12 protein-coding genes are annotated in these 12,479 nt (G+C 73.1%); 3 read left to right on the top strand and 9 right to left on the bottom strand.

From position 1 onward, the window contains the following. From ACFTZA_RS05135 to ACFTZA_RS05150, 4 genes are all read right to left on the bottom strand, one after another. Entirely contained in the window at positions 1-774 is a 774-nt protein-coding gene (locus tag ACFTZA_RS05135; protein ID WP_378191494.1) for a glycerophosphodiester phosphodiesterase, read from the bottom strand. After that, positions 771-2,135, bottom strand: coding sequence for an ABC transporter substrate-binding protein (locus tag ACFTZA_RS05140; protein ID WP_378191496.1), 1,365 nt, complete (start codon positions 2,133-2,135; stop codon positions 771-773). Before ACFTZA_RS05140 ends, ACFTZA_RS05135 begins: the two co-directional genes overlap by 4 nt. Before the next feature lie 105 nt (positions 2,136-2,240). After that, positions 2,241-3,083: a carbohydrate ABC transporter permease gene (locus tag ACFTZA_RS05145; RefSeq protein ID WP_378191498.1), complete on the bottom strand. Its 843-nt coding sequence runs from the start codon at positions 3,081-3,083 to the stop codon at positions 2,241-2,243. Continuing rightward, on the bottom strand, positions 3,080-4,084 hold the full coding sequence (locus ACFTZA_RS05150; RefSeq protein ID WP_378191500.1) for a carbohydrate ABC transporter permease: 1,005 nt from the start codon (positions 4,082-4,084) through the stop codon (positions 3,080-3,082). The genes ACFTZA_RS05145 and ACFTZA_RS05150 overlap by 4 nt, the downstream gene beginning before the upstream one ends. A gap of 251 nt (positions 4,085-4,335) precedes the next feature. Between ACFTZA_RS05150 and ACFTZA_RS05155 the strand changes: the two genes are divergently transcribed. Beyond that, on the top strand, positions 4,336-5,796 hold the full coding sequence (locus tag ACFTZA_RS05155; RefSeq protein ID WP_378191503.1) for an exonuclease domain-containing protein: 1,461 nt from the start codon (positions 4,336-4,338) through the stop codon (positions 5,794-5,796). Positions 5,797-5,863: 67 nt separating this feature from the next. Here the strand turns inward: ACFTZA_RS05155 and ACFTZA_RS05160 are convergent, their stop codons facing one another. Both ACFTZA_RS05160 and ACFTZA_RS05165 read right to left on the bottom strand, forming a co-directional pair. Then, a complete protein-coding gene (locus ACFTZA_RS05160) occupies positions 5,864-6,406 on the bottom strand; it encodes a dihydrofolate reductase family protein (protein WP_378191506.1) in 543 nt (180 codons plus the stop codon). 315 nt (positions 6,407-6,721) lie between these two features. Continuing rightward, positions 6,722-7,168, bottom strand: a complete 447-nt coding sequence (locus ACFTZA_RS05165; protein WP_378191508.1) for a hypothetical protein — start codon at positions 7,166-7,168, stop codon at positions 6,722-6,724. Between the two features lie 139 nt (positions 7,169-7,307). Here ACFTZA_RS05165 and ACFTZA_RS05170 point away from each other — a divergent pair, with 139 nt between their 5' ends. Further along, complete coding sequence (locus ACFTZA_RS05170; protein WP_378191510.1) at positions 7,308-8,315, top strand: hypothetical protein; 1,008 nt, start codon at positions 7,308-7,310, stop codon at positions 8,313-8,315. Positions 8,316-8,317: 2 nt separating this feature from the next. Here ACFTZA_RS05170 and ACFTZA_RS05175 read toward each other — a convergent pair whose 3' ends face one another. Further along, the gene (locus ACFTZA_RS05175) at positions 8,318-8,674 is read right to left on the bottom strand and encodes a hypothetical protein (RefSeq protein ID WP_378191512.1); all 357 of its coding nucleotides are present in this window, start codon (positions 8,672-8,674) and stop codon (positions 8,318-8,320) included. A gap of 169 nt (positions 8,675-8,843) precedes the next feature. Between ACFTZA_RS05175 and ACFTZA_RS05180 the strand changes: the two genes are divergently transcribed. Then, positions 8,844-9,368 (top strand): Hsp20/alpha crystallin family protein, encoded by a 525-nt coding sequence (locus tag ACFTZA_RS05180; protein WP_378191514.1) that lies wholly within the window; start codon positions 8,844-8,846, stop codon positions 9,366-9,368. A gap of 135 nt (positions 9,369-9,503) precedes the next feature. Here the strand turns inward: ACFTZA_RS05180 and ACFTZA_RS05185 are convergent, their stop codons facing one another. After that, positions 9,504-10,004 (bottom strand): heme-degrading domain-containing protein, encoded by a 501-nt coding sequence (locus tag ACFTZA_RS05185; protein ID WP_378191516.1) that lies wholly within the window; start codon positions 10,002-10,004, stop codon positions 9,504-9,506. Between the two features lie 142 nt (positions 10,005-10,146). After that, positions 10,147-12,330: a fibronectin type III domain-containing protein gene (locus tag ACFTZA_RS05190; RefSeq protein WP_378191518.1), complete on the bottom strand. Its 2,184-nt coding sequence runs from the start codon at positions 12,328-12,330 to the stop codon at positions 10,147-10,149. Positions 12,331-12,479 lie beyond the last annotated feature (149 nt).

Below are 12,479 nucleotides of genomic sequence, written 5' to 3' on the forward strand. Positions count from 1 at the left end.
CTACCTCGCGGACGCGGCGAGCCAGCCGACGAGCCGGTCCGGCCGGTCGGTGATGATGCCGTCGACGCCGAGACGCACGGCGGCCTCCCAGTGCTCCGGCTGGTTGAGCGTCCACACCATGACCTGGAGGCCGGCGGCGTGCAGCCGGTCGACGAGGTCGGGCTGCTCGAGGAGCAGGGTGCCGAGCGGGTTGCACGTCATGACGCCGAGCTCGGCGCAGCGGTCGAGCAGGTCGTCACCGGCCTCGAGGACGAGCAGGCCCCGACGCAGCCCCGGGTCCGCCTCGCCGAGCGCGGCGACGGTCTCGGGCCAGAAGCTCTGCCCGATCACCCGGTCGGTCAGCCCGGCGGCGCGCAGTGGCTCGGTGACCTTGCGGACCTGCTCGGTGGTCCACGCCCCCTTGACCTCGAGCAGCAGCTCGACGCCGGGCCGGGTGAGCAGGAGGTCGACCACCTCGGCGAACGTCGGCACGCGCTGGCCCGCGAAGGCCGGCGAGAACCACGAGCCCGCGTCGAGCGCCCGCACGGCCGCGAGGTCGAGCCCCGCGAGCGCGCCGGTGCCGTCCGTCGTCGCGTCGACGGTGTCGTCGTGGATGACCACGACCTCGCCGTCGGCCGTGAGCTGGACGTCGATCTCGATGCTGCCGGCGTCCGCGCGCCACGCCGCCTCGAACGCGGCGAGCGTGTTCTGCGGCGCCACCGCGCTGTTGCCGCGGTGCGCGACGACGAGCGGCGTGCCCGGCCGACGGGCGGCCGAGGCGTCGACGGTGGTCACAGGTAGGGCTCCACGTTCTCCTCGTACGCGCGCTCGATCTGCGGCGCGATGGACTCGAAGGCCTCGGCCGGGTCGGTGCCCTCGATGACGATCTGCTCGATCGCGTCGTTGAGGAGCGCGTCGGCGCCGGGGACGAACACCCGGACATCGTCCTGGATGCGCGCCTTGTCGGCGAGCTGGTCGACGGCGGTGCGGAACTGCGGCGTCTGCTCGTAGATGGCCGTCATGGTGTCGCTCTCCACGGCGGAGGTGCGCACGGGCATGTACCCGGTCCCCTGCGAGAAGGTCGCCGTGTTCTCGGTGTTCGTGAGGAACTCGAGGAACATGGCCGCCGCGAGCTGCTCCTCGGGCGTGCTGGAGGAGGAGATGGCGACGCCGGTGCCGCCGGTCGGCGTGCCGCCGCCCGCGGGGCCGTCGGGAAGGTAGGCGGTGCCGACCTCGAACGTCGCGGCGTCGAGCGCGCCCTTGAGCGAGCCGGTCGAGCCGATCGTCGAGGCGATGAGGCCGGACGAGAAGTCGGCCATCGCGTCGTCGGCCGAGAGCGTCGCGACGCCCGACTCGTGGAAGAGGTCGTGGAGGAACTGACCGCCCGCGATCGACTCCTCCGAGTCGAGCGTGAGGTCGAAGCCGTCGGAGTACGCGCCGCCCTGGCCCCAGATCATGTTCTCGAACCACCACGCGCCCCACGACGGGCCGGTGGACAGGCCGAACGTCGAGCCGCCCTCGGGCACCTGGGCGGTGAGCGACGCGTTCCACTCCTCGAGCTCGGCCCACGTCTCGGGGCCCCGGTCCGGCAGGCCGGCGGCGGTCCACATGTCCTTGTTGTAGTAGAACAGCGGCGTCGAGCGCGCGTACGGCACGGCCCAGTGCTGGTCCTCGTACTCGTAGTCGGCGTAGAGCGCGGGCTGGAAGTCGTCCGCGTCGGCGTCGAGGTGCTCCATGACGTCGTCGAGCGGCATGATCTGGTCGTTCAGGTGGTACCGGAACCACCAGACGTCGGAGGCGATGACGAGGTCGGGCATCTCGTCGGTCTGCGACGCGGCCTGGAAGCGCTGCGCGACCTCGTCGTAGTTCGCGCCCGCGGTGACGAGCTCGACGCTGATGTCGGTCTCGGCCTCGAAGGCGTCGATGATCTGCTGCTCGATCTCCTGCGACTGACCCGGGTGGTTGCTCCACCACGTGATCTCGGACGCCGGCTCGACGGACGACCAGTCGGTCGCCTCCTCGGTCGGCTCGTCGGAGTCGCCGGCCGAGCCGACGCTCGGGCCCGCGCACGCGGTGACGGTGAGGGCCGCGACGGCGGACAGGACGGCGTAGCTGCGCAGGTTGTGCGACGCGCGCCGGGCGGGACGGTGGGACACGGGTGCTCCTTCAGGTCGTGCACCGGGACCGGTGCGCGGTTCAGGGTGCTCGGGGTCCGAGCGGGGGTGCGCCCGGCGGCGCCGGACGCGGGTCTGGTGCGGACGTCAGCCGGTGACGGCGCCCGCGGTGAGGCCGGCGACGAGCCGGCGCTGCAGGACGAGGAAGACGAGCAGGATGGGGAGGGTCACGACGACGGTCGCGGCGAGCAGCACGCCCCAGTTCGTCATGCCGTCGGTGTTCTGCAGGAGCGTGAGGCCGACGGGGAGCGTCATCGTCCTCGGGTTGTCGACGACGAGGAACGGCCACAGGTAGTCGTTCCACTCGGTGACCACGGACACCAGCGCCACCGCCGCGACGGTCGGCGAGCTCATCGGCACGACGAACCGCCACAGCGTGCGCCAGTGGCCGGCGCCGTCGAGCTCCGCCGCCTCGAGGATCGAGCGCGGCAGCGTGAGGAAGTGCTGCCGGAAGAGGAACGTGCCGAACGCGCTCGCGAGGCCGGGGACGAGGATGCCCTGGTACGTGTTCAGCCAGCCGAGGCTCGCCACGAGCGTGTAGTTCGGGATGATCGTGATCTGCGGCGGGATCATCAGCGTCGCGATGACGAGCCCGAACACGGCCTTCTTGAACGGGAAGTCGAGGAACACGAGCGCGTACGCGCAGCACAGGCCGAGCACGACCTTGAGCCCCGCCCCGACGACCGTCAGCCCGACGCTGTTCGCGAGCAGCCGGCCGAGCGGGATCGACTCCGCCGCCCGCGCGTAGTTGTCGAGGTTCACCTGTCCCGGGAGCCACTGGAGCGGGAGCTGGTACAGCTCGTCCGGCGTCTTGAAGCTCGCCAGGACCATCCACACGAGCGGTGCGCCGAGCGCGATCGTCGCGAGCACCATCGTGAGGTGGCTGCCGACCGGCAGGCGGCGGGGGCGGCGGGGCGTGAGGACGCTCATGAGTAGTGGACCTTCCGCTGGACGAACCGCATCTGCACCGCCGTCACCACGAGCAGCACGAGGAACAGGACGGTGGCGACGGCGGACGCGTAGCCCGCGCGCCCGTTGACGAAGCTCTCCTCGTAGATCGAGTACATGAGCGTCGTCGTCGAGCCGAGCGGGCCGCCCTGCGTCATCGCCTTGATGATGTCGAAGGACTGCAACGAGCTGAGCAGCATCGTCACGAGGAGGAAGAACGTCGTGGGCGTGAGCAGCGGAAGCACGATCGAACGCAGCGTGCGCGCGGAGGAGGCGCCGTCGAGCGCGGCTGCGTCCTTGAGGTCCTTCGGCACGGCCTGCAGGCCCGCCAGGTAGATGAGCGCGACGTACCCGAGGTTCTTCCACAGGTAGACGACGATGACCATGACGAGCGGCCAGGGCCGCTCGGTGTACCACTGGGGCGACGGCAGGCCCACGAGGCCGAGCAGCTCCTGCACGAGCCCGTAGCGCGGGTCGAACATGAACAGCCACAGGATGCCGACGGCGAAGCCGGAGAGCACGTAGGGGGCGAAAGCGACCGTGCGGGCGAACCCCCGCCCGGCCAGCCTGCGGTCCAGCAGGAGCGCGAGACCGAGGCCGAGGACCATCGCGCCGCCCACCGTCGCGACGGTGAACACGAGCGTCGCGGTCACCACGGTGGGCGTGCTCGCCGCGGTGAACCACTCGACGTAATTGCCGAACCCGATGGACCGGGCCACGGGCGAGCCGAGGTTCCACTGGAGCGTGGACAGGTACAGGCTCTGCAGCAGCGGCCGGTACACGAAGACGAGCAGCAGCAGGACGTTCGGACCGCCGAGCAGCAGCGCCCACAGGAGCGCGGTGCGGCGTCGGCGCGCGGCGAGGCCGCGCCGGCGCGCCGGGCCCGGCGAGGACAGGCGCGGCGAGGACGGGCGCGGCGTGCGCGCGTCGGCGGCTGGGAGGGCCTGCGCTCCGGGCGCAGGCGGGATGTCGACAGTGGTCACAGCGATGTTTCCGCTCACACGGGGATGGGTCGTCGGCCAGGCGGCCACCGCCATCTTGGAGCGGGTGAAGGGCGTGATGAGAGGTTTGTCCCCACCATCGGCCAAGGGTTCCGGCAGCGTTCATCTGCGAGCACCGGATGCGTCATCTGGGCCGGGCTGATTCACCGGCGCGCCACCCGCGCACGGCCGTCGTCCCTCGTCGTGCCACCGCGGTGGCACGGGCCGTCGGTGCGGTCGGGCAGACTGTGCGCGTGCCGTTCGCCGTCCTCGACCTGGAGACGACAGGGTTCTCCCCGCGTCTCGGCGACCGGGTGGCGGAGGTCGCCGTCGTGCTGGTCGACGACGCGGGCCGCGTCGAGGACGAGTGGTGCACCCTCGTGAACCCGGAGCGCGACCTCGGCCCGCAGCGGGTCCACGGCATCGCGGCCGCGGACGTCGCGCTCGCCCCCACGTTCGACCGCGTCGCGCCGGACCTCCTGCGGCTCCTCGCCGGCCGCGTCCTCGTGGCGCACAACGCGGCGTTCGACACGCGGTTCCTGCGCGCCGAGCTCGGCCGCGCGGGCGTCGCCGCCGCGATCGACCCGCTCGCGTGCCTGTGCACGCAGCAGCTCGCCGGCCGCCACCTCGACGGCCCGCGCGGGCTCGCCGCGTGCTGCGCCGCCGTCGGCGTGGTGCACGACGGCGTCCACTCGGCCCTGGGCGACGCGCGCGCCACCGCGGGGCTGCTCGGGCACTTCCTCGACGTCGCCGTCGACGACGCGTGCTGGGACGTCGCACGCGCCGCGGCCGAGGGCGTCCGCTGGGTGCTGCCCGGCGGCCGCGGCATCGAGCCGGTGACGCGCGGTGCGAGCCGCCGGCACGGGCACTGGCTCGCGGCGCTCGACACGGAGCCGACGCCGCGGTCGGGCGCGGCGGCGGACGGTCGGGCGGTCGGGAGCGTCACCGCCGCGGGCGCAGCGACCGCGGACGCAGCGACCGCGAGCGCGGAGTACTCCGCCCTGCTCGAGCTAGCGCTGCTCGACCGCTACGTGTCGTCGACCGAGCGCGCCGCGCTGCTCGACGTCGCGCGCCGCGCCGGCCTCGGGCGGGCGGACGTCGAGCGTCTCCACCGCGACCACCTCGCCGAGCTCGCGCGCGAGGCCCTCGACGACGCGACGGGCCGTGGCGACGCGACGGGCTGCGGCGACGCGACAGACTGCGGCGACGCGACCGGCTGCGGCGAGACCCGCGCGGACGACGTGCTCGCCGCCGACCCCGGACTGCACGAGGTCGCGGGGCAGCTCGGGCTCGACGCGGACGACGTCGCCGACGCCGTGCAGGCCGCGCTCGGGGCGCGGCTCGTGGACGCGGTGCGCGCAGAGAAGGCGGGCGGGCCCGGCACGGTAGGCCGTGCCGTCGGGCACGGCTCCCGGTTCACGCTCGCCCCGGGCGACGAGGTAGTGCTGACCGGCGAGATGCGACGCACCCGACCGGCGTGGGAGGACGCGGTCCGCCGGGCGGGGCTGGTGCCCTGGCCGCACGTGACCCGTAGTGCCCGGCTCGTCGTCGCCGCCGACCCGGACACGCTGTCGACCAAGGCGCGGACGGCGCGCCGCTACGGGATACCGGTCGTCACCGAGGACGGTTTCGAGCGGCTGCTCACCGCCGTCGCCGCGCTCGGCGCTGAGCGCGGAGTCGAGCACGGAGTCGAGCGCGGCGCGCTGTCGGCGTAGCGCACTGCTCGACCGCCGGAACGACAGTGTCCCGTGCGCGCGGGTCCCACCGTGCGACCGGGCCGGGCTATCGGTCCGTGGGGAAGCGGTAGACCGACTGGACGGCTCCGGCGTCGAGCACGCGCGACTCGACGAGCTCGGCCCGCACCGGCGCCGGGACGGGGCCGAACAGCGGGATGCCCTCCCCGACGAGCACCGGCACGCGGGTGATGACGATGTCCGAGAGCAGGCCGGCGAAGAGGAAGCCCTGCACGGTGCGGCCGCCGTCGACGTACGCGCGCTCCGCACCGGCTTCCGTCAGCGTGGCCTGCAGAGCGGGGACGTCCCGGTGGACCGTCACGGCGGAGTTCCCCATGGCCGCCTGCGGACCGGGCGGCAGGGTGCGGGAGAGCACGTGCACGGGCGTCGTGCCGTAGAACCCTGGCCCCGATGCGCTGATCACCTCGTAGCTCCGGCGGCCCATGACGACCGCGCCCACCGAGCCGAAGAAGTCGTCGTAGCCCGTCTCGCCGAGCACGTCGTCGAAGGCCGTCAGCCAGTCGATCTCGTCGTCCGGCCCGGCGATGAACCCGTCGAGACTGCAACCGAGGAACGCGTGGAAGGTTGTCATGACCGGCACGGTAGGACCCGGCGCCGACAAACCGCCGGGCGGTTGTCGGCGGACCGTGACCGCTCAGGGATCGCGACGAAGCGGCACGAGGAGGTCGGTGGCCCACCTCGACGATTCCCGAGCCGACGGAGCAGGCGTGGCCGCTTCCACCTCGTCGGACGCAGGACGCTCGCTGCCCGGACCGGGGGCGCCCCTGCGTCGTCGTCCAGCTCCGGCCCGCACCGGTCCAGTCCGGTCGTCATCGAGGACGGGGCCGAGCGCATGCTCGGTACCGTCCCCCCGCGACGCGCGTCGACATGGTGCTTCCTCGAAACGCTACGGGCAGACCTCGTCGAGCTTGACGGCAGAGAGCGTCACCACGGTTGAGATCGGGACGACGGTTCCCGGCACAGGATCTTGTGCACACACCGTCCAGTTCGAGTCGTTGACCGCAAGGCGCTCAAGTCCCGTGGCGTCCACCTGGTCCATGACGAAGGAGTCGAGGGTCTGCAACAGATCCTGTGCATCCTGCAGGTTGTGCCCGACAACGCTCGGCATTTCGAACGTCGCTTCCACCTCGGCCTCGGCCTCGGCCACTGCCTGCGGCTCCGTCTCCGCCGTCGCGGCGTCGGGCGCCACCTCGCTCGCGGAAGGGGACGGCGCAGGTTCGACAGCTTCCTCCGTGACAGTAACCGTCACCTGTTCGGGGGATTCACTTCCGCAGCTACTCAGGGCGAACGCGGTGACCGCTGCTACGAACACTCCGAACAATGATCTCCTCATTGCACCCTCCTCGTCGTCGTCCCCCAACGAAAGCGGACGGCAGGCGAGGCGTAAACCGTTGTCCCGGGTGAATCCCGACGTCGCGGTGGATGTTCAGCGTGAGTCAGCGAAGCGCTCCTCCCGATGCCACTCTGTGCCCATGAGCCCGGACGCATCTGTCGACGTCGACCCCGTCCTCGACGAGCTCTACGCGCTGCCGCTGGAGCAGTTCGTCGTCGCGCGCAACGCCGCGTCCAAGCGCATCAAGGCGTCGGGCGACGCGGTGGGCGCAGAGCGCGTCGCGCGCCTCGCGAAGCCGACCGTCGCGGCGTGGGTGGTCAACCAGGTCGCGCGCGAGCACCCCGAGGAGGTGGCGGCGCTCGTCACGCTCGGGGACGAGCTGCGGGACGCCACCGAGGACCGCGACCGCGCGCGGCTGACGGTGCTCGACCGGCTGCGCCGCGAGCGCACCGAGGCGCTGGTCCGCGTCGTCCGCGACGCCGGCGAGGTCGCGGGCCGCGCGGTGTCCGCGAGCGCCGTCGACCGGCTCGCGGAGACCCTCACGGCCGCGGTCATGGACGCCGACGCAGGCGCGGCCGTGCGCACCGGGCGGCTGGGGCAGGCTCTGCAGCACGTGGGGTTCGGGCTCGTCGACGAGGGGGGCGAACCGGCCGACGTCGTCGAGCTCCGCGCCGTCGGGTCGCCGGGCGGCACGGGCGGGCAGGAGACGGGCGGGAAGGAGGCGCGCGGCGGTCCGGGACGAGCAGGCGGGACGCGCGCGCGGTCAGCAGCCCGGTCCCGGGCGGGAGACTCGGACGACCGTGGGGAGGGCGGCGCCGACGACGCGCTCGCCGCGGCGGAGCGCGAGGTCGAGCGGGCCGCGGCGGAGGTCGACCGGCTCGAAGCGGCCCGGGACGCGGCGGACGGGCGGGCGCGCGAGGCGAGCGACGCCGTCGGGCAGGCCGAGGACGAGCTGGGGCGGATCGAGGACGAGCTGGCGCGGCTCGCGGACGAGCGCGACGCCGTCCGTGCCCGGCTGGAGGCCGCCCGTGCCGAGCAGGACGAGGCGCAGGAGGCGCTGGACGCCGCCGACGACGCCCTCGAGACGGCCGAGGAGCGCGCGTCCGCGGCGCGCAAGGCGCGGCGCGCGGCGCGCTCTCGTCGTTGACGCTACGCGGGGCCGGACCGTACGAGCGGGGCCGACCTCTCCAGCGACACGCTGCCCGACGTCAGCCGGTCCTCGATGCACCGCACGACGACGGACGCCTCGGACCGGGTCACCTCGACCTCGAACCGCACCCCGACCGACGACGGCGGTATGTCGGTGGTGGACAACGACTCCGCGACCGGGAGGCCCGAATCCTCGACGCACGACATCCAGTCGCCCTCACCGTGCCCGACGCCGATCATCCACGTCTCCCCCGACGAGCCGTCCCGCGGCTCGCCGGAGACCCCACAGGCCGACAGGGCGACGGCCAGCGCGCCGGCGACCGCCCCGACCGGCCGAGCACGAGACGTCCTCGCCATCACGCCTCCCTCCGTTCTGGTGGTGTCGGAAGCTCACGAGACCTTGCACGCACCGCACCGGTGGCATCGTTTCGTCGTGCGCGAACGCGGGATTGAGCGGGGTCGACTCAAGGTTGACGACGTCAGGACGCTGCGGGACCACCGCGGCAGCAGACCTGGAGGAGTCGACATGACCACCACCCTGATCCCCGCACCGTTCGGCACGTTCACCGCGGACCGCCTCGTGCGCGACCTGTGGACTCGTCCGGCGCCCGTCGCGCGCACCGGCTACGCACCGGCCGCGGACGTCTACCGCGACGGCGACGACCTCGTCGCCCGCTTCGACCTGCCGGGCGTCGACCCGGAGCGCGACGTGACCGTCGAGCTCGAGGGACGTCGCCTCGTCGTGCGGGGTGAGCGTCGCGACCAGCGCGTCGTCGAGACCCCGGCGGACGCCGACGGTCCGGACGCAGCCTCCGACGCGCCCGCCGAGGGCGAGTCCGAGGACGCGCGCGCCGAGACGGTCGAGAAGCCGGCCGGGCGCCGCATCCGCGAGGTGCGGTTCGGCGAGTTCCGCCGCACCGTCACCCTGCCGAAGACCGCGGACGCCGACGCGGTCCGCGCGTCGTACAACGCGGGCGTGCTCGCCGTGACCGTCGCCGGCGTGTTCGCCGGCCGGACGCCCCAGCGCATCGAGGTCACGCGCGCGGCCTGACGCCGCGCGACCGAGCAAGGACGGGGCGGGGCACCGCGCGCCGGCCCCGTCGTCGTGCCGAACCCCGGGTTGCGCGCCATGAAGCGGCTCGAACGGCGCACAACCCGGGGTTCGGCAGATCAGGCGAGCTGTAGCTCAGGCGAGCAGCGTCTCGGGGCGGCCGAGGAACGAGCGCAGCGCCTCGACGACGAGCGCGTGGTCGTCCGCCTGCGGCAGCCCGGACACGGTCGCGACACCGACGACGCCCACGCCCTCGACACGCACGGGGAACGCGCCGCCGTGCGCGGCGTACTCCTGGAGCGGGAGCTGGTGCTGGTCGTTGAACGTCGTGCCCTTGGCCTTCGCCCGCAGCCCCACCAGGTACGACGACGCGCCGAACCGCTGCACGACCCGCACCTTGCGCTCGACCCACGTGTCGTTGTCCGGCGTCGTGCCCTCGCGCGCGGCGTGGAACACCTGCTGCGGGCCCTTGCGCACGTCGATCGTCACCGCGAGGTCGCGCTCGGCGGCGAGCTCGACGAGCAGGCACCCGAGGCGCCACGCGTCGTCGTGCGTGAACGAACGGAGCACGAGGTCGTGCTCCTGCGCCTCGACGGAGGCGATGAGCGCGGGCAGGTCGTCGGGCGTCGTCGTCATGGCGACATCGTGGCACGCGCGGCGACGCGCCCGCAGACGCGCCGAACCCGGGGTTGCGTGCCGTCCGTGCGTCGGAACGACAGGTAACCCCGGGTTCGGCAGCCGAGCCGGCGGCGTCAGGGCCGACGGCGACGTCCGGCCGTCAGGCGCAGGTGAGCGCCGGGACCGGCACCTCGTAGTCGCGCGACGTGCCGTCGAGCGTGCCCGTGACCGTCACGGTCGCGCCCTCGACGGAGGCCGCGCGCACGGGGAACGACTGGTACGCCGACTTCCCGGACGCGACGTCCGCGACCTGGCGCGTGCCGAACGGCGTCGCGAGCGTGACGTCGACCGGCACGTCCTCGCCGTTGGTCGCGCGGACCGCGACGTACGCCTTGCCCGCGAGGCAGCGGGACTGGGCCGTGACCTCGACGAGCTCCGGGCCCTGCGCGGCGCGCTGCAGCGTGACCTGGTCCATGACGCGCTCGGTCGCCGTCTCGTACGTCGTGACCGTCAGCGTCCCGGGGGTGACGTCGACGTCGGAGTAGCTCGGCGTGCGCTCCTGCTCCCAGCGCGCCGTCCACGGCTTGAGCCCGTCGAAGCCGTAGAACTTCGAGCCGCTGGCCGAGTTGCCGGTCACGTACAGCACCTGGTCGTCGTCGGGCACGAGCACGTCGCCGACGGCCGCCTCGGACGCCGGGGCGACCGGCGTCGTGCCCTCCATGAGGTGGCTGCGCGTGTAGATGTGGTCGTGGCCCGCGAGGACCAGGTCGACGCCGAGCTCGCTGAACACGGGCGACAGCGCCTCACGCATGCGGACGACGTCCGTGTCGCGCGAGTGGAACGCCTGGCTGTACAGCGAGTGGTGGAACGTCACGAGCACCCACGCGTGGTCGTCGCCGTGCTCGGTCACGACGTCGCGCAGGAAGGTCTCGTGCTGCGCGATCTGCGCGGCGCTGGAGTCGTTGGAGTCGATCGCGACGACCAGCACGTCGTTGTACGAGTACCAGTAGTCGCGGCGCGGGTCGCTCGACAGGTTCGGCATCGCGTAGTGCTGGTCGTACAGCGCGCTCGCGGTGTCGTGGTTGCCGTCCTGGACGGCGAAGCGCAGCTCACGCATCTGCTCCGGGGCGAGGAAGCCCGTGTACTGCTGCGTGCTGCCCGCGGTGTCGACCTGGTCGCCCGCCGACAGCAGGAACGCCGTGTCCGGGTGACGCTCGGTCATCGTGTCGAGGCTCGCGGCCCAGCGGTCGGCGTCGGCCGCGGCGTTGCCGCTCGCGCCGATCTGCGCGTCGCCGATGAACAGGAAGCTGAACTCGTCGCCGAACGTGCCGGTGTCGAACGTGCTCGGCTCGGACCAGCCCGTGGCAGCGCTGCCCACGCGGTAGGTGTACGACGTGTGCTCCTCGAGCCCCGTCATCGTCGCGTGGTGGTACGTCGCGCCGTCGGAGGACGGGCCGCCGGTGGACGACGACGTCTGCGCGCTCGCCCAGTCGACCTCGCCCGCGCCGTCGGTCGCCCGGGCCCACTGGACCTCGCCGGCGCCGGGCAGCGTCGAGAACCAGGCGACGTTCGCCTGCGTCTCGTCCGCGCCGATGTTCAGCGCGACGTCGCGGACCTCGCCGTGCGTCGGCACGAGCGAGCGGACGTCGAGGTAGATGTCCGAGCTCGTCGGCGCGTCCTGGTACAGCGCGACGGAGACGGTGTTCTCCCCCGCCTCGAACGCGTCGGCCGGCACGACGAACGTGCTCGTCACCGGGATGGTGCGACCGTTGCCGAAGTACTGGAGGTTCTCGGTGATCTCACGGTTGTCGTCACCGAGGCGCGCGACCTCCTCGCCGTTGACGTAGACGATCGCGACGTCGTCGTAGACGATCTCGCCCTCGAACGCCGGGACGCCGTCGAGGTCCGCCGCGGTGAGCTCCACGTCGGTGCGGAAGAAGAACGTCGGGACGTCCGTCGTCGTGCCCGGGATGTACTGCGTGAGCAGCGTCGTCACGGGGAAGCCGTCGCCGACGCCCGTCGGCTGGCCGCGCTTCGCGCCGAACGGCGCGACGCCGGTCTTCCACGCCGCGTCGTCGTAGGCCGTCGTGGTCCAGACCCGCTGGTCCGGGTCGTCGCCGGCCGGGTTCGTGTTGTCCTCGAGGTAGCGCCACGTGGTGCCCGTGGTGCTGAGCAGCGACTCGTCGGCGGCCGCGGCCGTCGTGGCGGGGGCGACGTCGGCCGCGGCCGGGGCTGCGGAGGTCGCGGACGCGGCGACGAGGACGGCGCCGACAAGGGACGCGGTGAGCGCCGAGGCGGTGACGCGCGTCGGCGCGCCCGACCGCCCGGAGGCATGCAGGTCCATGGGTTCCTTCACGGGTCGGGGGCCTGGCGGCGACGGCCGTCGGACCACCGTGGCAGCGCCGGACCCAGGATGGGAAGCGCTGTCAACCTACGGAACGCGCGTGACCCCCACCGGTCGCGCGGGTGAACGGCGAACGGCGATCAGGTGAC

This window comes from Cellulosimicrobium sp. NPDC057127 (genome assembly GCF_042670945.1).
Classification (GTDB): domain Bacteria; phylum Actinomycetota; class Actinomycetes; order Actinomycetales; family Cellulomonadaceae; genus Cellulosimicrobium.